Below are 24471 nucleotides of genomic sequence, written 5' to 3'. Positions count from 1 at the left end.
GTTCACTCTTCCATTCCTCGAAAATAATTCTAATAGATAAACATTGCATCGCCAAAGCTGAAGAACCGGTATTCCTCCCGGACTGCATGCTTATAGGCGTTTAATACAGCATCGCGGCCGGCCAGCGCACTGACCAGCATGACGAGGGTTGACTTAGGTAGATGAAAATTGGTCAGCAACGCATCCACGGCTCGGAACTGGTATCCCGGATAGATGAAAATATCGGTCCAGCCGCTGCAAGCCTGCAGCCCGTCCGGGAAACGATTGGCCACGGTTTCGAGCGTACGAGCCGAGGTTGTGCCGACTGCCACGATGCGGCCGCCGCGCTCACGAGTCTGCTGCAGCTTTGCCGCTGTCGCCTCACTCAGCTCGTAATATTCGGAATGCATCACATGCTCCTCGATTGTATCCGCCGAAATCGGCCGGAACGTGCCGAGGCCGACATGCAGCGTGAGCGGCGCTACTTCGACGCCCATCTCTTGCAGCTCCTGCAAGAACTCTTCGGTAAAATGTAGTCCCGCAGTCGGAGCAGCAGCCGAACCGGACTGACGGGAGTAAACCGTTTGGTATCGCTCGCGGTCATCCAGGCGCTCTTTAATATAAGGGGGGAGCGGCATTTCGCCAAGACGATCGAGCAGCTCCTGGAAAATACCGTCGTATTGGAAGCGAATCGTGCGTCCGCCCATCTCTCCCTCGTCCTCGACAACTGCACGCAGCAATGGCTCGCCGTCCTCACCGCTGCCAAAAACGATAACTGCGCCGACTTTCAGCTTTTTGGCTGGCTTGGCCAGCGTCTCCCAGGTGTCGCCATGCAGCTGCTTCAACAGCAGCAGCTCGGCCTTAGCGCCGGTATCTTCCTTAAGTCCGAGCAGTCGGGCCGGGATGACACGTGTATCATTAACTACTAGCGTATCCCCTGCTTGCAAATACTGCTTGAGATCGCGGAAAGCATGATCGCGAATCTCACCTGTAGCCTTGTCCAGAGTCAGCAGGCGTGAAGCCGTGCGATCAGCAAGGGGAGTTTGGGCAATAAGCTTGTCTGGTAAATTGAAATCGTACTGTTCTACATTCATGGAATCAGTATCCGTCCTTAACGAGTTCTATCTCTTTGTAATAGTATTTCAGAATCTTTTGGTAATCATACCCTTGCTCCGCAAGAGCTTTGGCGCCGTACTGCGACAGGCCAAGACCATGGCCATTGCCCGTACCGCGAATCATCCATGATGCGGATGCAGCAACTGGCCGGATGACACCGCCGGCGCTCATGACGTTCAGCGATGCACCGCCAGAGGACGTGGACCGGGCGCCGTTCGCTCCTAACACTCCAACGGCTGCACCGGACTCTTTGGAACCGACGCTTCCGGACGCTCCGAGCAATGACATCCCCCCGGCTGGCTCAATCCAGAATCGCGTACTCGGCAAGCCGCCGAGCGCTCCGCGCAAGCTATCCGGTGTTTTGACCGGAAGTGCTTTGCCATTGACCAATACCTGCTTGACGCGTCCGGAAGGACCACGCTGCCCAACCTCCAGGCTAGTCACAGGGCCCGAAACGGCACTCGTTGTTTTGCCCTTCATCCCATCTAGCAGCTGTTGAGAGGTAAACGGTCCGCGCATCCAGTTCATCTCGTTGGACTGAATAACCGTATCGAGAACCGTCACCTTTGCTCCTGTGCCTAGCTTCTCTACCGAATTCACGCCGGATTGAACCAGCGGTAAGAGGCGAACATTCGTATCATCAGACTTTATGACTGCGAAAGCGGCTCCAGCCGCATTGTTCTCACCATTTAGCGTAACCGTATCCGATCGAACGAAGCCGGTTTTGCCGGATGAGGTCAGCACACGATGCCACTCCAGCAAACCTTTTTCCGATGATTCATCCGGGCTGCTGACGCTGGTCAAATAAGGTACAGCGTTACCCCACACCTCGGAAGGATCAGCCGTCTGTCCGCCTGAGCTGGAGGAAAATACCGCCTCGACCGGCTTGCCGCCTGACAGCATGACCATTCCCTCTGTTGCGTCCACGGCTTGAATCGTCGTCGCTTTTTCCGAACTTGTCCCATTATAGACTTGGCTCAGCGTTGTATCAACTACCTGTGCGATGCCAAAAGAGGTTCCCTGCGAAAGGGCGTACGAACGGGCCGCCACCGCCTGCGCCTTAAGCGCCTCCGCATGCCAGGAACCCGGCATTTCCCCACCGACGACCGAATAGAGATATTCCTCAAAGCTGACTTCATTAATGACGGACAGAGCGCCGTTATAACTGCCGATTTCAAAATAACCTCTATATGTACGTCCATACCTCTCGGCAAGTTTCACGGGTTCGCTGCCTGCAGGCTGAACGACAGCGAATGAGCTTGTAGGAGCCTGGTAGAGTGCCGAAGATGAGCCTTCTTTCTGGCTGACGGACAGCTCCTGGCGCTTTAAAAGATACCCTCCAGCAAGGGCTGGCTTCAGTGCAGCCGCTTCTGCCACTCCGGCCAGCTTAAGCCGGATTGCATCCAAAGCAGCGTTGTCCGCAGCGGCTCCTACCATAACGGAGTAGGAAGCTCCGCTGCCTCCCGGACGAAGCGCGAGAAACGTATCCACTCCCGCAGCACTGAACACGGTGGCAACTGCCAGCGCCTCCGGTTCGGACGCGTACGGGCCTGTTTCCAGATGAAGCGGTCCGCGCAATTGAAGTGCCGTTCCCCCGAACGCCATGACCGTTGCGTTCTGGGACCATTTGGTCAGTGCAGATGTTGCCGCGGAAGCCGTAGCATAAGCTCCCTCCGCCACTTGATAAACCTTGCCGGAGCTACGGTTCATGGGCTCTAGCACCGGATTGCCGCCAGCTGCCTTGACAGCCTTGAACACGGCCAGCGCAGATGCGAAGTCGGCGCTTTCGCCTAACAGCACCGAATAACCTTCCGCCATCGATCTAATCTCAGCGCCTGCGGTTACAGAATCAAGCAGGCCTGTTGACTCGTTCTGCTTGATGCCGACGCGCAATCCGCCGGCTGAGCTCAGCGTTGCCGCTGGCGTCGATAGGGTGTACTTGTTCGGGACCGTGATGAAAATACCAACCCGAATCTGCTGGTCCTTTGTACTGCCGTCTGCCGCCGCACTCGGCGGTAGATACAGACAACCCGCCAACATAGCCGTGCCAAGTCCTGCCGCCATCGCTGCCTTGAAACCTCTCGCTCTTGTCATCATCGTCTCCTTCCGTTTGGACAAAGGTGGCGTCGCGTCAATGCTGCATATTACAAAGCCTCTTCCGTGGCGGTCCGGCCTGTTCCAACCTGCACGGATCGGCCGTTCATCCCTTGCCGCCATTCGGTGGAGCTCCGCTGCCGGAACTGTCATCCGGCTTGGCGAAAGGTCCAGCGTCGCAATGATCCGGTTGGCATCCTTGACCGGCGGAACCGAACCAATCATAACGCCGCGCCGCTACATAACGGTACAGCGCGTCGGCCAGTCGGCTCATGCCCGGCAGTCGGTACAACAGCGCGGCAGGCCCGAATCCCCGCACGCTGCGCATCGCCCGGATAATGGCATCGCTGCCGCTATGAACACGGCCTTGACGATCTACAACATGAATAAGTTCCATTAACTTGAGCACATCCGGCGGCTCGCCGCGAAACAGCGAGTTCAGTTCTTCAGCTGTTGTCTGCTGTACAGCGGTGTAACGCAATTGTTCTCGCGGATTGAGCCGCTGCAAGCTGTCTACCGCAGCCAGACAGAGCCGGCATTGGCCGTCGTAGAGGACGGTCAGCTCCGGCTCGAGTTCCGGCTTGACCACTCCATGTTCCGCCTCGTCATCTCCATCTCGGTTAAATCGATCGCCGGAATCCCACTTGCGCCTGCCTACCATAACGGTTACTCCGGTATCGGCAGCCCGAGATGCCGATACGCTAGCGGCGTGGCCACTCGTCCACGTGACGTCCGCTGCAGGAAGCCGATCTGCATCAGATACGGCTCATACACATCCTCAATCGTCTGGCTTTCCTCGCCGATCGTCGCCGCGATCGTGTCCAGACCGACCGGTCCTCCGCGATAATTCGTGATCATCGTCTGCAGCATTTTGTGGTCGATCCGGTCGAGCCCGAGAGGATCAACTGCGATGAGCGAAAGAGCAAGCTCCGCGAGCTCACTCGTAATGATTCCGTCGCCGCGTACTTGGGCAAAGTCTCTTACCCTTTTCAGCAATCGGTTGGCAATACGCGGTGTTCCCCTGGACCGAAGCGCGATCTCTTGCGCCGCCTCGCCAACCATTTGCACATCCAAAATTTCGGACGAGCGCGAAATGATGAATGCCAGCTCATCCGTACCGTAATATTCCAAGCGACTGACAACGCCAAAGCGGTCGCGCAGCGGTGCGCTGAGCAGTCCCGCACGCGTCGTCGCTCCAATCAGCGTAAACGGCGGCAGATCCAGCCGCACCGAGCGGGCGCTCGGTCCCTTGCCGATCATTATATCCAGGCAAAAATCCTCCATCGCAGGATAAAGCACCTCTTCGACAGCGCGATTAAGCCGGTGAATCTCGTCAATGAACAGCACATCGCCCTCTTGCAAATTCGTCAGTAGAGCAGCGAGATCGCCTGGGCGCTCGATAGCCGGCCCCGACGTTACGCGCAGATTGACGCCAAGCTCATTGGCGATGATGTTCGATAATGTTGTCTTGCCGAGGCCCGGGGGCCCGTACAGCAGTACATGGTCAAGAGCTTCCTTGCGAAGCTTGGCTGCCTCGATAAATACTTTGAGGTTTTCCTTGACCTGCGACTGCCCGATATATTCCGATAAATAACGGGGACGCAAGCTGTACTCCGCTGCCTGGTCCTCCATCATCAAATTGGCGGATATGATGCGTTCGTCCTCCATAGGTGTCCTCCTTCTCCGCTCAGCCCTTGAATAGCTGCTGCAGCGCGCGCTTCATCAGCGCGTCCACGGTCTCGCCCGGCAGCTGGGCTCCGCCCAGGCCGGCCCAGGCGCGGTCAAGCTCCGCTGCCGTATATCCAAGCGCGGCAAGCGCCTCGCGCGCCTCGCTCCATTGCTCTGTGCCAGCACTCGGAACGGCTACGCCTCCGGCAGCCTCCGCTTCCCATTGCAGTTCTACCGCCGCCGCAGACAGCTGGAGCTTGTCTTTCAGATCCAGAATCATGCGCTGCGCGGTTTTTTTGCCGATGCCCGGCAGACGGATCAGGAAGCTCAGATCCTCGCGGTGAATCGCGGCGATGACCGCTTCTGGGCGGCCGCCGGCAAGAATGCCAACCGCCACGCGAGGCCCGATACCGGATACATCCAGCAGCTTACGGAACAGCGCCTGCTCCTCGCGCGTCTGAAATCCGAACAGTTGCACCGCATCCTCGCGCACATGATGATGACAGTACACCGTCACCATCTCGTCGCTGCGTGCGAATCCATACGGATTCGGCGTGAAAATCTGGTAGCCAATATCGCGAACGTCGATAATAACGCAATCTGCTTCAATATGGGCGACATAACCCTTTACATAGTCGATCATTTTCGGCGCACCTCGTTCAATTTGGTCTGCAACACAGAAAAATGCGCATGGCAGACCGCTACCGCAAGCGCATCGGCCACGTCATCGGGCTTAGGAATCTTAGCCAGCTTAAGGAACATGCGGACCATCTCCTGCACCTGCCGTTTCTCTGCCTTGCCGTATCCGACAACCGCCTGCTTCACTTGCATAGGCGTGTACTCGCTAACGGGCAGGTCGCGCTGCGCCGCTGCTAAAATAATAACGCCCCGTGCTTCGCCGACCGTAAAAGCCGTCGTCACGTTGCGGTTGAAAAAAAGCTTCTCTACCGCTACGCAATCCGGCTTGTACTTGTCCATGAGCGCCGAGGCGGAATCGTAGACCTGCTTGAGCCGCGTCTCATGAGGAGTGCCGGCCTTCGTCTCGATTGAGCCGTACTGGACGGGTGTCAAGCGACTGCCGTCCTTATCGATGAATCCGAACCCGACAATGGCAATGCCCGGGTCAATCCCTAAAATACGCACCCGCGCCACCCCTTGCAGTTTAAACTAGCATAAAAGCAAAATAACCCCAGTTGCCCGGGGTACAGACTCTAATAGTATAACAGGATAACCCCCGCATGAGAACAAGCGTTTCGGACAAGGTACGCCGAGCTTCCAGCGTCGGCTTGCCAATTCGGCCGCCTTTACCGCTTAAGCGGATAGCCTTATAAAGCCAAAAGCCCCCGCTCCGTAAGGAGACGAGGGGCTAAAAAGTTTTCGTATAGAGTTCAGTAAGTTCGCTGCATCGCGCCTTCACTGGTCCTTAGCGCATAATCGTCATAACTCGATAGGATGCTGTTGAATTCATCCTTGTCTTGTACGCGGATGCCGCTCATCAGGCGGTCCAGCTCCTCTTTGGGCAATGAGCTTTCCATATACCGTAGATCAAGCTGGTAGAACGTCTTCATTACCTTCTCTTCTTTGGGCGGGCCTTCAAAAAGAGTAAGGCTACCGCCGCTATCCACACCAAACGTCGCGCTGCGGCGGCAGGCGTCGGACAGATCATTGATCTGCTCCGATAAAACTACTGAATCTCCCTCGACGGATGCTGTCAAACGTGGCTGTTCTAGCAGCAAACGATGCACGTCCTCGGGAGAGAGTGTGCCAAGCGGCTGGGTTTCCTCTCCGCACAGATAGCTGCGCCTCAGAATAACCGGTGCAGCCTTGCCCTCGCGCAGAAACGCAGCAGCTCCTCCGCCATTGCTCGACGGATTGACAGTGGCGGACGTCAGAACCGGTGCGGCCTCGGTGGTTGCAGCATAAACCGGTAAACCGTAAGTCAGCAGCGCAACTGCTGCCGTAAGCGAGCAAGCGAGACGGAGCGGTTTCCGCAGCATCTTCCGCTTCAGTAGGTTCCACAGACTGAACAACAAGAGCATCCGGCTATCACCCTTCCCATCGCTTTTGTCGATAGTATGGCTGAGCACTGGATGAATTATGCATGCATAACGTTCTAAAAGGAAGATGGAGCAGTAAAGCCGCCCTGCGGCCCCGCTGCTCCATCTTGTATTCTTTATATCTTGACCGTTTAGTTCTGGTTAATCCAGGGATAGCTGCCTTTCGACTGACGTACGGTTGGCCTTGCGACGGAGCGGATAACCGCCTTTTTAGGTGGCTTCCGCTGCTTGGGAGCTTTGCCCGTTTTGGCTGACTTCGCTGGCCCTTGGACGGTCAGTCCAGCTATTGGAGCAGCCGCCTCATCGCCTGTTTGCGTATCTTTATCCCCCTTCTCGCGGTCCCCGCAGCCGCATGGCTGAGCCTGAACGGGACTCAGTTGTCCCGAATAACCGCCGCCCGCCTGATTGCCATAACCGTCCATTCCGGCGCCCGCAGCATGAAGCGTGGCGTTTTGTCCCGGCCAACCAGGCTGGCCATATGCTTGAGTAGCGGCCCCACCTACTGGAGCCCAGGCAGGATAGCCTTGTGCCTGCATTCCGCCAGGGTAACCCTGTGTCGGCATTCCGCCAGGATAACCTTGTGCCTGCATTCCGCCAGGATAACCTTGTGCCTGCATTCCGCCAGGATAACCTTGTGCCTGCATTCCGCCAGGATAACCTTGTGCCTGCATTGCAGCAGGGTAACCCTGTGTCGGCATTGCAGCAGGGTAGCCCATTGTCGGCATCGCGGTAGGATAACCCTGCATCGGCATTCCAGCCGGATTGGCCTGCATCGACATTCCGGCAACAGAAGATGGCAGCGCTGCTTCTGGCTGCCAAGTTCCCCCTCCTCCGTAACTGTAAGAGCCACTGAAGCCAGGGCTGATCTCAGCGGCTTGAACCGAGCCGTAAGACTGCTGTACCGGCAGCGTTTGTGCAAAGCTTGGAGCCTGAGCCGCGACCGGCGAACCATAAGCGCCGTACCCGCCTGCGTCGGCAACGTTTCCGGCCATGTAACCTCCGGAGGCGTATCCCATGCCGCCATAACCATCCTGCGCTCCGGCGTAAGGATTAGCCTGCGCACCTGCCTCCCAAGGGTAGCAGTCTGCCGCTGCGTTATTTGCCGGCCATGCTACCGGAGCCCCGTAATAATCGCCGACTCCTGCCACAGCTGGATTTACCATGCCGTACTGTTGCATTCCTCCATAACCCCCGCTGCCTCCGACACCTGAGCCGTAACCTCCGATTCCGCCAACATTCCCGGTGCCATAACCGCCTGCTGCGACTGGCATGGCATAATTGGAATAAACACCAGCCCCGCCTACTAAAGGCTGGCTGCCATAGCCGGCCGAAGCGGCACTTGGCGCAACCGAGCCATACATGTATGAACCTGCATTGGCTCCGCCAAGTCCGGGAATATCCTGCGAATATCCCGTGCTATAGCCATGTTGCGGCGGCCAAGCTGATGCGGTCTCGGGCATTTTCGGCAACTGGAACAATGGTGACAGTGCCTCAACAGCTGGAATCTTCTCCTGTTTGAACGGGTGCACAGCCTCACCGAGCGGCTTGCCATAGCTTTTTTTCATCATCGGCTGTGGTTGTTGAGCTCCATAAGACGGTTTGATAACCACCTTCGTTTCCTCGGGCAGCACCGGGGGCGGTGGAAGCACAGGCTCAGCTATCACTTCTGGTTTGACCACCACTTCGGGTTCAACTACCACTTCTACTTCCACTTCCACCTCAACTGGTGGCTCCGGCTTAATTTCCACTTTCGTCTCTGTGCTCGGTTTAGGCGCCGTATTCTTTTTGCCGCCTTGCAGCATATGCGGCTCCGCCTTGTGCTGAGCGGTCAACGGAGCGACCGTCGAAGGCTTCGGAATATGGACCGTATCCCCTTCCTTTAACACCGCAGGATCAGAAATTTGTGGATTAGCTTTGATGAGCTCTTGAAGCGATACACCCCAAGCCTTAGAAAGCTTCCAAAGCGTATCTCCAAGCTTGACCTTATACTTGTGGATCAGCTCCACTGCTCCTGGCTTGCTTACCGGAGAAGGAACTTTCACCTTCGTGCCGATAAGCAGGTTATGGGGATTTGTAAGGGTAGGATTGAGCTTCTGCAGCTCCTCCACCGTCATCCCATATTTCTGGCCAATCAGGTAAAGGGTATCTCCCTTTTTGACAATATGGATTTTCACTTGCCGACTCCCTCCTCTTCGCATGCTGCTAAAGCGGTGGAATCCCGCCTTCTGCCCGTTGTTAGATCGTATGCAGCGAATAGGCGTCTGTCTCCTTTTTCTGCAAAATAAACCAAGCTCCCGACTTGTACACCCGCGTCGATTAAGCCTCTGCAACCCTCCACTATTCAGCGAAATAATGCGGCTGAAAGCAAAAAAGGGCCGTCCCTAAGTCATCTAATGAGTGACTTTGGAACAGCCCCTTTGTGAAAGTTCCTATCGTTTCGCTTCCACACTAGGGAAAATCAAATCACCGCTGCTCAGCTTGTCCACTCACATCCTTACGGAACTGAGAAGCGTTATATGAGCCAAAATGATGATTTTTCCGAGAAGTACCCTCAATTAGCGTCTCTCAGTTCCGTTACGCCTCGAAAACCCGCCATTCTGTTGAAATAAGGCTTCTCAGTTCCGTTACGCATGAGGGGGTGTTTAAATCAATGGACGAGTGAAAAGTGAAACTCAGAGCGCGCTTAGCGCAAACGTCAGCGCCCCCTTTTTCCTATTTTCGAGAGGTTAAATGAAAAAGAGATTGCCCGGCGTCTTTCTCTCCGGTGCAATCTCTTGGTGAACGTTCTTATATAGATCCAGCCAAACTCAGGCTCACTCGCTCTCGCTTGTGCCCGTCAATTCCGGCGCCGTGCTGCCGAAGCTTGGGTACGATCCCAACACGCGAACCTGGCAGCCGATCGCTTCGATCTCTTGCAGGGCGGCTGGTAGCAGAACTGTATCAAGTGCCATCTCAATATCGATGACAAAATGATACGTCCCGAGCCGTTTCTTGGTCGGCCGCGACTCGATGCGGGCCAGGTTGATCCGCCGCCAAGCAAAAGCGGACAGCACCTGATGCAGCGCTCCAGGAAAGTCCTCTGGAAGCGTCACGAGAATCGAAGTTTTACGAACCGGGGATTCACGCAACGTGAACGGCTCCTTGCCAACGAGCAGGAAGCGAGTGTAGTTGTTGTCGTGATCCGTTACACCAGGGCGCAGCACGTCGAGGCCGTAATGACCTGCGGCCAAAGTGAGCCCGATGGCCGCCCAGCCGCGGCCAGGATTTTCGCTGACGATTTTGACCGCCTCAGCGGTGCTGCTCACATGCTCCCACTCGGCATGTTGCAAATGGGCGCGCAGAAAAGTATGGCATTGAGCCATCGCAACTGGATGGCTCAACACCCGGACAATCCGGCTGTAATCTGGACTGCCGTCCTCGCCGGCAAGCTCTGCCTTATGTCCGATCAGTTGTTGGCGAGACGGGTAGATCCATTCCGCCTGAATCGGAAGATCCACCTCGTGCAGCAGCCAGTCCATGTGCAAGTTAACGGAACCCTCAATCGTATTCTCGATCGGAATGACGCTGTAGTCCGTTTTACCATCCACCGTCGACAGAAATACATCCGATATCATCGGGTAATAAACTCTTTCGGCCCCATTCTCGCCGCATAAGCTGCGCGCAGCCTCATCAGATGTGGAAACAACGGGGAGCAATGCCACTTTCGTCATGCCTGCAGATCTCCTTTGCGATTGCCTTGCGGCGCCAGCCAAGGCGCCTCGTTCTCGTCAAGTATAACAGGGCCATACAGATCCGGCTTCAGCCGCAGCAGATCCGCATCTGTACCGGCAGCCCCCAGCGTCTCAGTCAAAAAGGCCTCAAGTTCCGCAAGCCGCGGGCTGTCCTTTTCCACCACTGCCAGTAGTGTCGGACCCGCCCCACTCAGCGCAGCCCCGAGCGCTCCATGATCCGCTGCTCCAGCCAGCACTTCGGCCATGCCGGGAATAAGCGGCGCCCGGTAAGGCTGATGCAGCCTATCCTGCATGGCGCGAGAGATAAGATCCAGCCTGCCGGATGCTAAAGCAGCCACTAACAAAGAAGTGCGCCCGATGTTGAACACAGCGTCCGCCATCGGCAGCTCGGTCGGCAACGCGTGACGCGCCTTCTCCGTTTCGAGCTGAAAACGAGGAATGGCCACAATCGCTTGCAGTTGCTCCGGTGGTTCCAGCCGGATGAGATCTGCGCGGCTGCCGTCCCAAGCGGCAACGATCAGGCCGCCGAACAGCGAGGCTCCAACATTGTCGGGATGCCCCTCAAGACGGGTCGCCAACTGCAGCAGGCCCTCCCGATCCAGAGGGCACCCTGCCAGCTCATTCGCGGCGACAAGTGCGCCGACGATAGCGCTAGCGCTGCTTCCCAGCCCACGGGCCAGCGGGATTTCACTGTACATATTGATCTCAAGCTCCGGCATATCCAGCCCAGCTTCCTCATAAAGGAGCCCAGCTACCTTGTAGAGCAAATTGCTCTTGTCGGTCGGGATACCATCTAGCCCGTCCCCGTGCAGACGAATGACCGTGCTGCTGCTGGGGCGCATATCCACCCATGCATATAGGGAGAGAGCCATGCCCAGGCTGTCGAAGCCCGGTCCAAGATTGGCCGTGCTGGCCGGGACTCTTACCAGCACGCTTGTCATGCCCATTAGCCTTCCACCCGGTAGACGCTCTTGACGTTCTGGATGACATCCAGCGTCTGGAACGCATCTACCACTTTGTTCATCGCCGCCTTGCTTGCATTATGCGTAACCACGATGATTTCGGCTTCCGGCAGCTCTGAATTCGGCTGTTGGATGACGGATTCGAGGCTTACCTCATACTCTGCAAAAACTTGCGTAATACGTGCAAGCACCCCGGCGCGATCGGCTACATGCAGGCGCAAGAAATATTTCGAGTTGATCTGCTCGTCAGTTTTCAGCACGCGCTCTTTATAAGCACCCGCTCCATGCAGACCATTGACGCCAATCTTGAGGTTTTTGACAACAGCGACAAGGTCCGCAACGATTGAGGTCGCCGTCGGCAGCTCACCGGCTCCAGCGCCATAGAACATCGTTTCGCCGACTGCTTCTCCGTGCACGTACACCGCGTTGAATACGCCGTTCACCGAGGCAATCGGATGAGTCGCCTTCACCATCGTCGGCTGCACGCTGACGCTGATGGATTCATCCTGGCGCTCGGCGATACCGAGCAGCTTCACCACGTAGCCGAGCCGCTTGGCATAGGCGATGTCCTCTTTGCTCACTCCGGAAATCCCCTTAACGGAGACATCCTCCAGTCCTACCTCGGAACGGAAACCGAGACGAGAGAGGATTGTCATTTTGCGAGCGGCGTCCAGTCCTTCCACATCGGAGGTTGGGTCAGCTTCAGCATAACCGAGCTGTTGTGCTTCCTTGAGCACATCGCCGTAGGATGCTCCCTCCTGACTCATCTTCGTCAAAATAAAGTTCGTCGTGCCGTTCACGATGCCCATGATCTTAGTGATGCGATCCGAGGAAAAACCCTCGATCAGCGTACGGATAATCGGAATTCCGCCCGCTACGCTCGCCTCATAAAAAACATCACAACGGTTCTCGGTCGCTTTGGCCAAAATCTCGCGTCCATGCAGCGCCATCAGATCCTTGTTAGCGGTAACGACATGTTTGCCGCGGGAGAGCGCCTCAAGTAAATATTCCTTCGTTGTCTCGATGCCGCCCATAACTTCAACGATAACGTCAATTTCCGGATGACGGATAATTTCCCATGGATCGGTCGTAAGCTTCGAAGAGTCGATATCAATATTCCGCAGCTTCTCAACGTTCTGTACCAGTATCTTCTCGATGACGATCGGCGATCCGACCTGACCCATCAGATCCTCCTGATGCCCCTCTACAATGCGCACAACACCTGTTCCTACCGTTCCAAGGCCAAGCAGGCCGACTTTCACTGGTTTCACTGTACTCTCATCCCCTATGTTCAACTATTTCTACTCAGCCCTGTCCAACAACAGCGGCGCGCTTTACACCTTGCTGCAACCGCAGCTCGTCAAGAAAAGCAAAGCGGTCACCCTTCATCGGAGCCGTATCAACCGATATAACCACATTAGCGTAGCCTTGCAGCGGGATACTCTGATGGATCGTCAGCACGTTGCCGCCTCTTGCCGCCACAAGTCCCAATACATGGGACAAGATGCCCGAGCGATGCTCCAGATCCATCGATATCGTAATAATCGAACCCCGCTCCAGCTCCCCTAGCGTCATAACACCATCCCTGTACTTATAAAAAGCGCTGCGAGAAAGCCCGACACGCTCTACCGCCTCGTGGATCGTCGCCGACTCGCCCCGGGTCAGCATCTCCTTAACCGCAATCGTTTTGACGATTGCCTCAGGCAACAGATCCTCGCGAACGACATAGTATCGCTCCGTCAAGGTTACGTCCTCCTACGGTAGACAATTGTATTCCTATAGTGGACATTATACCGGAAGGCGGCTTCGGCCAGCAAGCCTTTTTCTTTCTCTCATAACCTCACATCGCGCAGAACACGGTGAACTCTCGGAATTTATATACACAATCGGCATGGCTGAAGCCAGCTTCCCGCATCCACTTCAACTGCTCCGACGCCTTGGCATTAATGTCTTCCGCTCGTCGCCTGACGGATGCGTCGGCGGCCTCTTTGCTCACACGGCCATCGTAAATTTCCTTCAGCCACTGCTGCCGGTATAACTCGTCGAACAACGGCGATTCGGCAGCCGCCTGATCGGCATTGACGAACCTGCCCCCGGCAGCCAAGTTTTGCCGAATACGCCGGAACAGCTTCTTTTTATTCTCATGGGTTAAATGATGGATAGCCAGCGAAGAAACGATCAGATCGTACTCGCCTTCCGGCAGCATCTGCGTCATATCTCCCTCCACCAGTTGAACCTTTACGTCATCCAGGAAGCGTTGCTCCGCTTTCGCCAGCATGCTGCTGCTGAAGTCCATTAAGGTCAAGTTTGCCTGAAGATACTTCCGCCTAAACATCCCGGACAAAAGCCCCGTTCCAGCTCCCAACTCCAATATCCTAGGCTCGGAAGCATCCGTCCAGGCCGCGTACATCGCGCTTCCGTAAAAATCGTCATAACAAGGAATCAACCCTCGCCTCTGTTCATCATAACTAGCTGCCGCAAGCTCAAATTGCTCTTTGACTCTATCCCTCATCGTAAAAGCCCCTCTCCTTGACCTAGTGGGTTTATCTTACCGCTCCATTCTATAGAAGTTAAATATAATAATCTGATATCTCTATAGTTATTACCTATCATAAACTTACCGTTCCCATCTCTGTTCAAGAAAGAGTACAGATAACAAAAAAAACGGCCGTCGCCGGCCGTTTCTCCTAACAAAAGCTTGACTGCAGAAGAGCGGATATCACCCGTCTGCAGCCAAAAATCTCTACTCGTGGATATAATCGCTGCCCTCGAAGAATTCAAAGGTAAAATCTCCGATGTGCACCGTATCGCCATCTTTGGCTCCGATTTGGCGAAGGGCACTATCAACGCCCATCTTACGCAACATGCGCGCAAAGCGCATAACAGCATCGTACGAGGTAAGGTGAATCCGCTTGATTTGACGCTCGAAAGACTCGCTCTCCACAACGAAATAATCGTTCTCCTTGTACACACGGAAAGGAGTCTCTTCTTTCTCGGCGTGGCGATAAATCTTGCGTCCCTCAACCTCTTTGACTTCCTCAAGCTCTGGTGCATCCGGTATCGTATCCAGCGCAGCAGCCGCTTTGTACAGCAGCTCCTGGATTCCCTCTTTGGTGAGCGAGGAGATCGGCAAAACTTCATACTCGTGTTCGCTCTCATGCTCCGCCAGTTGCTGAAGGAAACTCTCCAGGTTGGCCGCGGACTCTGGCATATCCATCTTATTGGCAGCAATGATCTGAGGACGCTCAGCCAGCTTGGGGTTGTAGAGCACAAGCTCCTCGTTGATTTTCAGCCAATCTTGGAATGGATCGCGTTCTTCCGAGCCCGACATGTCCACAACATGGACGATGACCCGGGTACGCTCGACATGGCGCAGAAAATCATGGCCGAGACCAATGCCCTCATGCGCACCTTCGATCAATCCCGGAAGATCCGCCATCACGAAGCTGCGGCCCTCTTCCACATCTACGACGCCAAGATTCGGCGTAATCGTCGTAAAATGGTAGGCGCCGATCTTCGGCTTAGCCGCCGAAACGATGGACAGCAGCGTCGACTTGCCGACACTCGGGAAGCCGACCAGACCAACATCGGCCATGACCTTAAGCTCCATAACGAGCCAGCGTTCCTGTCCTTCTTCGCCCTTCTCGGCGATTTCTGGAGCCGGGTTGTTAATCGTAGCAAAACGAGGGTTGCCGCGTCCTCCGCGCCCGCCCTTGGCTACGATGATCTCCTGGCCATGGCGGGTCAAGTCGCCGACAATCTCACCGGTATCATCATCGATGATGACCGTACCTGGCGGAATGCGGACGATCATGTTTTCCGCACCTGCGCCGTGCATCGTCTTCGGACGTCCCTTTTCGCCGCGATCTCCCTTAAAGTGCTTCTGATAACGGAAGTCCATCAGCGTACGAAGACCTTCATCCACACGGAAAATGACGTTGCCGCCGCGTCCTCCGTCACCACCGGCAGGTCCACCCTCCGGGACATATTTCTCCCTGCGGAAGGAGACGATACCGTCTCCCCCGTCTCCGCCCTTAACAAATATTTTGGCTTTATCGACAAACATAATTCATTTCCTCCATCTATGCGCAGAGCGGGGCCTTCAGCAGAACATGGCGATGCTGCTGCAAGCTGTGAGCCTGTAGCGGGGTTCCGCGTAGGCGCTGCTCCAATTTGTCTATTAGTTCAGCCTCGTTCATCAGCTCGCCGGTAAATTCCAGCTCTACCAAAAGCTCTCCGCTGCCACGGGAAAGCCGAAGCTTCAGCAATGCGGGGTCTCCCCCGCTAGGCTTGATGCTGAAGCGATAGGCATTGATCACTTCTATTAATGCCTCTGCCGCGTCATCGCGATCTGCGCTCAGCTCTTCCATCGACAGATTGTCCTCGATGTCGACCTCAAGTACGATGGACTGAGTGAGCGTGCGGAAAGACTGCAAATAAGCGGTGAGCGCCGGGCAACCTAGCTTGGAAATTTTGCTCTCAAGCATCATTTTGTCGCGGATTCTCTCCACGCTGGCTACTGCCCGTTCTGGCTTGTTCATTCGGATATAACCGTAAAGCACCTGTAGGTCGTTCATCCAGTCATGCCGATGATGATTGAGCGTCTGGATGGAAGCCTGCTGCATCGAGGCCAGGCTCCTCTTCAGCTGCTGTCGATGCTGCTGTTGGTCCAAACGGACCCAGGCAGCAGCCGCGACCGCTACCCAAATTAGGAACAGCAGATGCGTCCACAGCAAGGAAGGCCGAATGATCACGACTGCTGCAGGCAGCAGAATAGAGCCCGCTGCATACAGCTTGGCCGATTGGATGCGATTCATACGTCAATCCCACTTTCTACCTTAAGGATGCCTGACGGCTTTTACGCTGCATTCAACTTCCAGCATACAAACAATATAGCTTCATCGACACTGGCGACGTCTGTATGCATTGGAAATACGAGAATAATATCCCCGCAAGGTAAAGATTTAATCAAAAAAACCCGGCCTGCTCGAATCAGGCCGGGTCGCATGTCTTTGGTCTTAAGCTTCTACTGCTGCAGCTACCGGAGCCAGATCAACTGGGTATACGCTGACTTTTTTACGGTCGCGTCCCCAACGTTCAAACTTAACAACGCCGTCGATCTTTGCAAACAACGTGTCATCTTTACCGATGCCTACGTTGTTGCCCGGGTGGATTTTCGTGCCGCGTTGACGGTAAAGAATGTTACCCGCCAATACGGTTTGTCCGTCCGCACGTTTAGCGCCAAGGCGCTTCGATTGGCTATCGCGTCCGTTCCTCGTGGAGCCTACACCCTTTTTGGATGCGAACAATTGAAGATTCAGTTTCAACATGTTGGAGTCCTCCCTTCCTTACTTGAATTGTTCCTTGAGGGTCACATTAGCGCTGTAGGATTCCGCAATCCCTTCCAGCATGACCTTCATGGATTCCAAAAGCAGCTGCAGCTTGGCGTTAACCTCGGAGCTAGTCTGCTCTGGAATATCCGACTGGAGCCATCCATTTTTCATACTTGCCGGAAGCTCGACTCCCGTCAGCACTTCAATAGCATTAACGGTGCCCACCGTAACGGCGGAAACACCCGCGCATACAATATCTTTGCCTGCCTTAGCATATCGTGCATGCCCCTCCACGGAGAAGCTCACGATGTGCCGGTCACCAGAGCGCCGGATGAAAGTAATGACAATCATGGGCTAATTCAAGCTTACGCTTGGATGCTTTCGATCGTTACTTTCGTGTACGGCTGACGGTGGCCTTGCTTGCGTTTGTAGTTCTTTTTCGGCTTGTATTTGTAAACGACGATCTTTTGGCCGCGGCCGTGTTTCTCGATTTTGCCGGAAACTGTAGCTCCAGCAACCATCGGGGAACCGGTCACGAGACCTCCGTCTTTAGATACGGCCAGGACGCGATCAAAAGTCACGCTCTCGCCTTCGCCGACGTTCAGCTTCTCAATGTAGAGAACATCGCCTTGCTGAACTTTGTATTGCTTGCCGCCTGTTTCAATAATTGCGAACATGGATGGTGCACCTCCTTGTAGTCGAAGACTCGCCGAGATTGGGTGACGGACAGCCGAAAAAGCATGTCCGATGCTTGGTAGAAACCCGTCCCGTGCGGTACCATGAATGTCTCTCGGGAGACATACACCAAGACATTGTAGCATAGGCAGTGAGTCCAATCAAGCTATTTTGGTTGCACCGGCTTGCCATCGCGGCCAAAGCCCATGTAACGCTGCCCACTGCCGCCGCAGCTGTCGCAGATGGCACTGAGCTGTGGACCAACGCTGCGCCTCGTCTTTTTGCGGGTAATTTCCAGCAGTCCAAGCCTCGTCCAGCCATGGATCTGACACTTGCTGCGATCGTCGCGAGAGGCCTGATCCAGCTCATGGCGCACCTTCTCGCGGTTGCCGCTGTCCTCCATATCAATGAAGTCCACGATGATGATGCCGCCAACGTCCCGTAACCGCAGCAACCGGGAAATTTCGCGCGCCGCTTCCATATTGGTACGAAAAACCGTGTCCTCCAACCCGCTCGTGCCGATAAACTTGCCCGTATTGACATCAATGATCGTGAGCGCCTCCGTCTTCTCCCAGACGAGATAACCGCCGCTTGGCAGCCACACTCTTGTCAGAAACGCTGCGTTCAGCTGCTCTGTGACGCCGTAACGCTCGAAGAGAGGTTTGCGCTCCACAGATAGATCATAAAACTTCAGCTGTTTCTCGCTGCCCGGAGCCAGCTCAAGCAACAGCTGCTGCGCTTCTGCGAAACGGGCCTTGTCATCAATTAACACTTCCATGCCTGCTGTATAGGTATCCCGGAATATACGCCTCATCAGAGCAGCTTCCAGCAAAACCGGTTCAGGCGGCCTTGCTGCGCGTCCTCTGCGATGTACCTCTTCCCATAATTCCCGCAGCTGCATCAGGTCGCCGCGCAGTGAATTGACACTCTCCCCTGCCGCTACCGTACGCATAATGATGCCTTCACTATGACGACGAAGCTCCTCGCCTACCGAGCGTAGCCGATTGCGCTCGCTCTCCGATGCGATCTTTTTGGATACGCCAACGTAGTCTGCACCCGGCATAAAGACCAGCCAGCGGCCCGGAAGCGAAAAATGAGTTGTCACCCTCGCTCCCTTGCCCCCGATCGGCTCCTTGATGACCTGAACGAGCAGCTCTTGTCCGGGGCGCACAAGCTCCGTAATAGAGGGCTTGTCCGCTTGCCGATCAGCCGCAGGATGAATAAGCTCATCGATATATAAAAAAGCATTTTTGCTCAGTCCGATATCGACAAATGCAGCCTGCATGCCGGGCAGCACATTAACGACGCGCCCTTTGTACATATTGCCTACCAAACCGCCCTGTTGGGCGGATTCCATAAAAAATTCCACGGCGCGGCCATCCTGCAGCACTGCGGTCTGCAGCAAGGCGCCATCGCCGTGAATCAGCATCGCTTTTTTCATTTGTACCGGCACCCGCCTTAAGGTCCCATGCCGGACCAAGATGAATCTTATTTTACCTCAAAAGGTCCGATACTGCACGATCTCCTGATAAATATCCTTCTACGACACGCTGTTCCGGCAGCACGCCGACGATGCGACCGCGATCCTCCATCACATAGACCAAATGGTAGTGGTCCCGAAGGAACAAACGAGCTGTCGTCCACACGGGATGGAGCCCAGTTACCACGATGGGCCTTGCCCTTGAACCGGCACGGATTTTACTTCTGCTGCCTCGCTCGCGAGTCATTAAAAAACGCATGAACAGAAACGGAATTTGTTTACGATACGTAAAATTGGCGGCAAACAGAAACAGGCCCACCGCAAGCAGATTGGCCTGAATGCCTCCGCTATGCTCCAGCTGAGGCAGCAGCGCAAAAACGATCATGAGCACACTGAAGATCATTCCGGTCCAGGCACTGAAACGTAGCGTCGCGTAGTAATTTAGCTGCATTCCACAGATATAACGAAGCAGCCTTCCTCCGTCAAGAGGGTAGATAGGCAGCATATTGAACGCCAACAGCAGTAGATTGGCATGGATCAGGTAATCAGACCACTGGGGATTCATTAAACCAGCGGCCCCAAGAGCCCATGCAGCTCCCGCCATCCATAAGTTCTGCAAAGGGCCAGCCAGCGCAATCACAGCCTCCTCGTAAGACGGTGCACCCGGTTTCTCCTCCAGCTCCGCCACACCGCCGAAAGGCAGAAGCTTGATCTCAAGCACCTTCCAGCCAAAACCATTCGCCGCTGCAGCATGTCCGAGCTCGTGGACGAATACGAGCACGAACAATGTCAACAGCTCGCCGATATAACCGGTCATAATAGACAGCAGCATCAGAACCGCTAGCAGTGGATGCAGGCTCCAGCGAATGCCCCCGATATTAATCAAGCGGAACCACTTCCGCCGGATCGATATATTGGTCCTGTTCCTTCACCGCGAAATACAATATCGCTATATCGCTCCCCTGAGCGGCGCCACCCAATCTGCCGATCGCCTCTCCTGCCTGAACCCAATCGTTCTGCGCCACACTAGCCTCTCCTAGCTGGGCGTAATAGGTTGTCCGTCCATTGGCATGCTGCAAGACAACGGTCGGTCCCTTCGCATCCTCAGCTGAAACGAGCAGCACTCGGCCTTCCTCTGCCGCCCGGACCTCGGCCCCCGGTTGACCGGATATCTCCACGCCACCTAACAGCTCCGCGAAGCTGCGGACAACGCTGCCACCCTCCACTGGAGCTGCTGCCGCCCGCTCCGTCTTCGCTGAGACGGGTTGTGTATCGTTGGAGTTGCCGAATCCCGGAATAAAGGAGGGCGGTGCGCCAAACAGCCCTTCGTACCAGCCTGCGATTGCAGCCATATTCATCGGCTTGGACAACGCCTCGCGCACAAGAGCTTGGCCATGGCGAGCGGCTGTACCGTCCATCTGGAACATGCCCCATACGGCTGCGAAAAGGGCGGTGGAAATGAGTAGTCTACGGGAGAATCCCTTGAAGATCCGATTTCCAAGACCGCCGCCTGGAATTCCACCTCCGCCGCCTCCAGAGCCTGCGGTTCCGTCCATTCTGGAATGGCCAGCGCCGCCAATTCTGCTGCCCCGACTTTTGTTACCTGTGGCCTCCTCCAACCTTCTCCAAGGATTTGGACTGTTTTTCCATTCCAGCTCCGGGTCCTTCTCTACAGGCTGTGGCCAAGCCTCGAGCCAAGTACCGTCCAGTGGCTGCTCCCATTCGGCCGGCGCGTTGGGACGGTATACTCTCGTCCCATAAGGCCCTTCTGCCTCATGCCCAGGGCTTTGTGCAGAATCGGCCGTGTTGCCCTTTCGGCCTGACTTGGAACCGGCGAGCCGATTCCGTTCAACATCTCCATTGGCGCTCGCTGGCGCCAGCCGGCTGCTCCGCTCTGCAGGAGCGACGGAAGCGGCGTCCCGGCGGCGCTGCTCCGTATTGCGAGCTTGCGGTAGCTGCTCCTGTGCGGCTTCGCTGAGCTGCTCGTTCAGCTTACGGATGCGCTCCTGTCTGCGCTCGCGATTGCTGCTGCCCCACTCTCGAGCCGCCTTGTCCTGCTTTTTTCCCCAGCCTGTCGACCAGGACGTCCGTCCTTGATCTCCTCTCATCCCGTTCCCTCCTTCTTTCCCCCGCTCCGCTAGCAGCGGAAAGGCTTGTTTTATCTTTATGAGAGGGCTTATCCAAGTATGCAGGCAGTTGAAGTTGTGTCGGACTCTAGCAGTTGCGACTCGCCCCCATTTCTATCATTCGACTCCCTTTTTTCGGGCAAAATAAAAAGAGCCCACCGTATACGGAGGCTCGGTCTTGTTGGAATAATTGTCCAGTACTGCTGGACTTGTGGTGGAAATCCCTCTGGGAAGGAGGGATGCCTATGGATACTTTCCAATTGATCATGTCACGGATCGCATTCGGTAGTTTTCTGCTGGCGACCCTGACTTAATCGATAAACAAAAGTAACCCGCCACAGGTTGACAGGCCTGACGGGTTACTCTCTGCCCTAATTAAGATGGAGGGCTCCACCTACAGTGAGACTGTGCAGGAGAGGGCGCTGGCCGGCGCTCTCTTCCTTGCTTCCCATCATAGGTTGACGAGAACTTTGCGCGTTCTCATTATATAGTACGCTTGTTGATATAACCTCTATACCCTTTTTTCGGTATTGACAATACTTAATGAGCCACTTAATCAATATTCTCGGTACAAAAATCCTCCTGGGCCCTGTTCCCGGCGCCCTCTGCTAATGCTCCAACTGATACCGCTCCTGATGCGCCTTGATGCTGAACACAAGTCCAATACACATCATATTCAGCAGCAGCGACGTGCCGCCATAACTGACGAACGGGAGCGTAATGCCAGTGATCGGCATGATCCCAATCATCATTCCGACGTTCTGGAACACTTGGAACACATACATGGATACGATCCCGATAATGATGAAGGCTCCTCGCAGATCAAAACATTGGAACGCAATCATGATCATCCGATAGATGAGCAGGAAGTATAACAGCAACAGCACGGCCGAGCCCTGGAAGCCGAATTCCTCACCGACTACGGTAAATATCGAGTCAGAATACGTATACGGCACAACACCGCGATTTTTGGAGTCTCCCTCAAGGAAGCCATCCCCGGTCAGACCGCCGCTGCCGACCGCAATACGCGCGTTACGCGACTGGTATTTCGCATCGGGATCGGCACTATCCGGGTCTACGAATGTATTGATGCGCTCATACCAATGATTTACATTCTTCTTCTCCGCGAAATCCTTGATTTCGGCATTGTAGGACGTAAACAGAGTAATAAAAAGCGTCAGTGCACCAATTACGACGGCAAGGCCAAGCAGGGCATGTGAATACTTCACATTGCCGATCCAGAGCATACCAAGCACAATGACCAAATAAATAATGGCGTTGCCAAGGTCCGGCTGGGTCAGCACGAGCAGGAAGGGCAAGCTCGCAACGGCCGCAATCGGGATTAGATCCTTCGTGAACAGCAGCTTTTCACCTTGCCGTTGCCCCATCATATAGGCTACCGCAATGATCAATACCATCTTGGCTGCCTCAGCGGGCTGGAAGGAAAGCGTTTCAGTAATTTTGAACCATCCCGTGGCACCGTTTACGGTAGAGCCGAACATCCTAACCGCAACGAGCAGGATGATGCCCACCGCATAGATATAAATCCAAAATTTGAGAATAATCCGGTAGTCGACCAATGTCATGAAGATGAGTACGACAAAGCCGAGTCCGTAAAATAGGATCGTTCTTTTGTAGGAGCTCGCGTAGTCAGGATCTGCGGTGCCTACGCTATACAACAAAATGGAACTGATCGCCATGAAACAAAACAGCAGGGTCAGGATGCCGATATCCATTTTTTTGAGTTTGTTGATCACTTCAGTCTCCTACCCTATCCCTAAAAACTTGCGCAGCATGCGGAAACGTCCCGGCTTGTCCTCCAATTGCATGAGCGGAACCATGTCTCCCAAAATACGACGCGCAATATTCCGATACGCAATTGCTGCCTTGGAGTTGGGATTCATCACCGTTGGCTCGCCGGCGTTGGCAGCCTTGATAACATGTTCGTCATCAGGAACGATGCCGAGCAAATCGATTGCCAGCACCTGACAGATGTCGTCGATGTCCAACATATCTCCGCTTTTGACCATGGAATGGCGAATCCGGTTGATGATTAACTTGGCTGGAATCTGAGAGCCCTCCAGCAAGCCGATTACCCTGTCCGCGTCTCTTACGGCCGCGTTTTCCGGTGTTGTGACGACAATCGCCCGGTCTGCGCCGGCTACCGCATTGCGGAACCCTTGCTCGATGCCCGCGGGGCAATCAATAATGACATAATCGAATTCTTTTTTGAGCTCTAGAATGATATCCCGTACCTGCTCCGGCGTAACCGCAGACTTATCTTTCGTCTGGGCAGCAGGCAACATGCTCAGATCCTCAAAGCGTTTATCCTTAACGAGCGCCTGCTGCAGCCGCACCCGTCCCTCCGCTACATCTACTAGATCATAAATGATCCGGTTTTCCAGCCCCATCACGACATCGAGATTGCGCAAGCCGATATCGGTATCCACCATCGCGACCTTCTTGCCTAGCAGAGCCAGGGCGGTGCCCAGATTGGCGGAGGTCGTCGTCTTGCCGACGCCGCCTTTGCCTGATGTGATGACGATTGCTTCTCCCATGCCCTCTACACCCCTTTGAACAGCATCGGTTCCTTGCGCATGCGCACGAGCTGGTTCATCTTGTCAATTTGCATCCGTCCGTCCTCCAAATACGCATACTCCATGGAGGCATCTGCGCTCATCCATTCCTCTGGAGGGCGACTGATGACTTCTGCAATCCGCAGCTGCGTCGGACGCAGCTGGGAAGCAGCTATAATGGCATCAATGCGTCCGGCAATGCCGGCATGAGCCATGCCGCGCAGCGCTCCCAGCACATAAATATCTCCCGTACAGCGCAAGGTACCGCCAGGATTCAGATCACCTAACAGCAGTAGACTGCCGTCATGCTCCACCGTCTGGCCTGAGCGGATCGTTCCGGTCATCATCTTGAACGCCTCCGAGGCGCCAGCCTCTTCCGGCTCCGGCGCCTCCGATTCAATCGTCTGAACGAGTAAATTCCCACGTTGACGGATGACGCTGCGGATCTGATCCTTGTCCTCATCCGTAGTCGGGCGGGCTCCTAACTTCACATGAACATGTACCAAAGGCCCGGACAGCAGTTGCTGGTGGGATTTCTCAAGCTTGTATTGAAGCTCATTCATGAGCTCAGCGAATTCGCATTTATCGTCAAAGAGGAAGATGAGACCGTCCCTGACTCCCTTAATCGTAATATGCTGTTTGTCGGTCACTCCCGTCCCTCCTTGACGATAAAG

The 24471-nt window shown here is 55.1% G+C and carries 24 protein-coding genes; all 24 read right to left on the bottom strand.

Features of this window, described 5'->3' with window-relative positions:
* Positions 1-29 precede the first annotated feature (29 nt).
* The 24 genes from queA to CGZ75_RS01005 all read right to left on the bottom strand — a co-directional run bounded on the left by queA (position 30) and on the right by CGZ75_RS01005 (position 24447).
* A complete protein-coding gene (gene queA, locus CGZ75_RS01125; RefSeq protein ID WP_089522371.1) occupies positions 30-1073 on the bottom strand; it encodes a tRNA preQ1(34) S-adenosylmethionine ribosyltransferase-isomerase QueA in 1044 nt (347 codons plus the stop codon).
* Between the two features lie 4 nt (positions 1074-1077).
* Entirely contained in the window at positions 1078-3414 is a 2337-nt protein-coding gene (locus CGZ75_RS01120) for a SpoIID/LytB domain-containing protein (RefSeq protein WP_089522369.1), read from the bottom strand.
* Positions 3296-3850, bottom strand: a complete 555-nt coding sequence (locus CGZ75_RS01115; protein WP_089522367.1) for a thiol-disulfide oxidoreductase DCC family protein — start codon at positions 3848-3850, stop codon at positions 3296-3298. The genes CGZ75_RS01120 and CGZ75_RS01115 overlap by 119 nt, the downstream gene beginning before the upstream one ends.
* Positions 3851-3855: 5 nt before the next feature.
* The gene (gene ruvB / locus CGZ75_RS01110) at positions 3856-4857 is read right to left on the bottom strand and encodes a Holliday junction branch migration DNA helicase RuvB (RefSeq protein WP_089522365.1); all 1002 of its coding nucleotides are present in this window, start codon (positions 4855-4857) and stop codon (positions 3856-3858) included.
* A 19-nt stretch (positions 4858-4876) separates the two neighbouring features.
* Entirely contained in the window at positions 4877-5500 is a 624-nt protein-coding gene (gene ruvA, locus CGZ75_RS01105) for a Holliday junction branch migration protein RuvA (protein ID WP_089522364.1), read from the bottom strand.
* Entirely contained in the window at positions 5497-6000 is a 504-nt protein-coding gene (gene ruvC, locus CGZ75_RS01100) for a crossover junction endodeoxyribonuclease RuvC (RefSeq protein WP_089522362.1), read from the bottom strand. Before ruvC ends, ruvA begins: the two co-directional genes overlap by 4 nt.
* A gap of 245 nt (positions 6001-6245) precedes the next feature.
* Positions 6246-6896: a BofC C-terminal domain-containing protein gene (locus CGZ75_RS01095; protein ID WP_089522360.1), complete on the bottom strand. Its 651-nt coding sequence runs from the start codon at positions 6894-6896 to the stop codon at positions 6246-6248.
* A 149-nt stretch (positions 6897-7045) separates the two neighbouring features.
* A complete protein-coding gene (locus tag CGZ75_RS01090; protein ID WP_176444630.1) occupies positions 7046-9088 on the bottom strand; it encodes a LysM peptidoglycan-binding domain-containing protein in 2043 nt (680 codons plus the stop codon).
* A gap of 639 nt (positions 9089-9727) precedes the next feature.
* Positions 9728-10624: a prephenate dehydratase gene (gene pheA, locus CGZ75_RS01085; RefSeq protein WP_089522356.1), complete on the bottom strand. Its 897-nt coding sequence runs from the start codon at positions 10622-10624 to the stop codon at positions 9728-9730.
* Entirely contained in the window at positions 10621-11592 is a 972-nt protein-coding gene (thrB, locus tag CGZ75_RS01080; RefSeq protein ID WP_089522354.1) for a homoserine kinase, read from the bottom strand. Before thrB ends, pheA begins: the two co-directional genes overlap by 4 nt.
* Positions 11592-12878, bottom strand: coding sequence for a homoserine dehydrogenase (locus CGZ75_RS01075; protein ID WP_089522352.1), 1287 nt, complete (start codon positions 12876-12878; stop codon positions 11592-11594). Before CGZ75_RS01075 ends, thrB begins: the two co-directional genes overlap by 1 nt.
* 34 nt (positions 12879-12912) lie before the next feature.
* Positions 12913-13350 carry an ACT domain-containing protein gene (locus CGZ75_RS01070; RefSeq protein ID WP_089522350.1) on the bottom strand — a complete coding sequence of 146 codons (438 nt, stop codon included), beginning with the start codon at positions 13348-13350 and terminating at the stop codon, positions 12913-12915.
* Between the two features lie 97 nt (positions 13351-13447).
* Positions 13448-14119 (bottom strand): class I SAM-dependent methyltransferase, encoded by a 672-nt coding sequence (locus CGZ75_RS01065; protein ID WP_089522348.1) that lies wholly within the window; start codon positions 14117-14119, stop codon positions 13448-13450.
* A gap of 231 nt (positions 14120-14350) precedes the next feature.
* Positions 14351-15673 carry a GTPase ObgE gene (gene obgE / locus CGZ75_RS01060; RefSeq protein WP_089522346.1) on the bottom strand — a complete coding sequence of 441 codons (1323 nt, stop codon included), beginning with the start codon at positions 15671-15673 and terminating at the stop codon, positions 14351-14353.
* Positions 15674-15689: 16 nt separating this feature from the next.
* Positions 15690-16424 carry a Spo0B domain-containing protein gene (locus CGZ75_RS01055; protein ID WP_089522344.1) on the bottom strand — a complete coding sequence of 245 codons (735 nt, stop codon included), beginning with the start codon at positions 16422-16424 and terminating at the stop codon, positions 15690-15692.
* 201 nt (positions 16425-16625) lie between these two features.
* Complete coding sequence (gene rpmA, locus CGZ75_RS01050) at positions 16626-16937, bottom strand: 50S ribosomal protein L27 (RefSeq protein ID WP_089522342.1); 312 nt, start codon at positions 16935-16937, stop codon at positions 16626-16628.
* A gap of 18 nt (positions 16938-16955) precedes the next feature.
* Complete coding sequence (locus CGZ75_RS01045; RefSeq protein WP_089522340.1) at positions 16956-17291, bottom strand: ribosomal-processing cysteine protease Prp; 336 nt, start codon at positions 17289-17291, stop codon at positions 16956-16958.
* Positions 17292-17305: 14 nt separating this feature from the next.
* Complete coding sequence (gene rplU / locus CGZ75_RS01040; protein WP_089522338.1) at positions 17306-17617, bottom strand: 50S ribosomal protein L21; 312 nt, start codon at positions 17615-17617, stop codon at positions 17306-17308.
* A 164-nt stretch (positions 17618-17781) separates the two neighbouring features.
* Positions 17782-19056 carry an Rne/Rng family ribonuclease gene (locus CGZ75_RS01035; RefSeq protein WP_089522336.1) on the bottom strand — a complete coding sequence of 425 codons (1275 nt, stop codon included), beginning with the start codon at positions 19054-19056 and terminating at the stop codon, positions 17782-17784.
* Positions 19057-19108: 52 nt separating this feature from the next.
* Positions 19109-19981, bottom strand: a complete 873-nt coding sequence (locus tag CGZ75_RS01030; protein WP_245850656.1) for a site-2 protease family protein — start codon at positions 19979-19981, stop codon at positions 19109-19111.
* Positions 19974-21203, bottom strand: coding sequence for a M23 family metallopeptidase (locus tag CGZ75_RS01025; protein ID WP_089522332.1), 1230 nt, complete (start codon positions 21201-21203; stop codon positions 19974-19976). The genes CGZ75_RS01030 and CGZ75_RS01025 overlap by 8 nt, the downstream gene beginning before the upstream one ends.
* 626 nt (positions 21204-21829) lie before the next feature.
* Complete coding sequence (locus CGZ75_RS01015; RefSeq protein WP_089522327.1) at positions 21830-22978, bottom strand: FtsW/RodA/SpoVE family cell cycle protein; 1149 nt, start codon at positions 22976-22978, stop codon at positions 21830-21832.
* 9 nt (positions 22979-22987) lie between these two features.
* Entirely contained in the window at positions 22988-23779 is a 792-nt protein-coding gene (gene minD, locus CGZ75_RS01010) for a septum site-determining protein MinD (protein WP_089522326.1), read from the bottom strand.
* A gap of 5 nt (positions 23780-23784) precedes the next feature.
* Entirely contained in the window at positions 23785-24447 is a 663-nt protein-coding gene (locus CGZ75_RS01005) for a septum site-determining protein MinC (protein ID WP_245850655.1), read from the bottom strand.
* Positions 24448-24471 lie beyond the last annotated feature (24 nt).

The sequence above is a fragment of the Paenibacillus herberti genome (genome assembly GCF_002233675.1).
Taxonomy (GTDB): domain Bacteria; phylum Bacillota; class Bacilli; order Paenibacillales; family Paenibacillaceae; genus Paenibacillus_O; species Paenibacillus_O herberti.
Note: the sequence above shows the minus strand (reverse complement) of the source record. Positions and strands in the feature narration are given on the sequence as shown.

What these genes read in the sequence shown, in the direction of transcription:
- queA (WP_089522371.1), bottom strand. Translation starts at nt 1,073, where the DNA reads ATGAATGTAGAACAGTACGATTTCAATTTACCAGACAAGCTTATTGCC.
- CGZ75_RS01120 (WP_089522369.1), bottom strand. Translation starts at nt 3,414, where the DNA reads ATGATTGGTTCGGTTCCGCCGGTCAAGGATGCCAACCGGATCATTGCG.
- CGZ75_RS01115 (WP_089522367.1), bottom strand. Translation starts at nt 3,850, where the DNA reads ATGGTAGGCAGGCGCAAGTGGGATTCCGGCGATCGATTTAACCGAGAT.
- ruvB (WP_089522365.1), bottom strand. Translation starts at nt 4,857, where the DNA reads ATGGAGGACGAACGCATCATATCCGCCAATTTGATGATGGAGGACCAG.
- ruvA (WP_089522364.1), bottom strand. Translation starts at nt 5,500, where the DNA reads ATGATCGACTATGTAAAGGGTTATGTCGCCCATATTGAAGCAGATTGC.
- CGZ75_RS01095 (WP_089522360.1), bottom strand. Translation starts at nt 6,896, where the DNA reads ATGCTCTTGTTGTTCAGTCTGTGGAACCTACTGAAGCGGAAGATGCTG.
- pheA (WP_089522356.1), bottom strand. Translation starts at nt 10,624, where the DNA reads ATGACGAAAGTGGCATTGCTCCCCGTTGTTTCCACATCTGATGAGGCT.
- thrB (WP_089522354.1), bottom strand. Translation starts at nt 11,592, where the DNA reads ATGGGCATGACAAGCGTGCTGGTAAGAGTCCCGGCCAGCACGGCCAAT.
- CGZ75_RS01065 (WP_089522348.1), bottom strand. Translation starts at nt 14,119, where the DNA reads ATGAGGGATAGAGTCAAAGAGCAATTTGAGCTTGCGGCAGCTAGTTAT.
- obgE (WP_089522346.1), bottom strand. Translation starts at nt 15,673, where the DNA reads ATGTTTGTCGATAAAGCCAAAATATTTGTTAAGGGCGGAGACGGGGGA.
- CGZ75_RS01055 (WP_089522344.1), bottom strand. Translation starts at nt 16,424, where the DNA reads ATGAATCGCATCCAATCGGCCAAGCTGTATGCAGCGGGCTCTATTCTG.
- rpmA (WP_089522342.1), bottom strand. Translation starts at nt 16,937, where the DNA reads ATGTTGAAACTGAATCTTCAATTGTTCGCATCCAAAAAGGGTGTAGGC.
- CGZ75_RS01045 (WP_089522340.1), bottom strand. Translation starts at nt 17,291, where the DNA reads ATGATTGTCATTACTTTCATCCGGCGCTCTGGTGACCGGCACATCGTG.
- rplU (WP_089522338.1), bottom strand. Translation starts at nt 17,617, where the DNA reads ATGTTCGCAATTATTGAAACAGGCGGCAAGCAATACAAAGTTCAGCAA.
- CGZ75_RS01035 (WP_089522336.1), bottom strand. Translation starts at nt 19,056, where the DNA reads ATGAAAAAAGCGATGCTGATTCACGGCGATGGCGCCTTGCTGCAGACC.
- CGZ75_RS01025 (WP_089522332.1), bottom strand. Translation starts at nt 21,203, where the DNA reads ATGAGAGGAGATCAAGGACGGACGTCCTGGTCGACAGGCTGGGGAAAA.
- minD (WP_089522326.1), bottom strand. Translation starts at nt 23,779, where the DNA reads ATGGGAGAAGCAATCGTCATCACATCAGGCAAAGGCGGCGTCGGCAAG.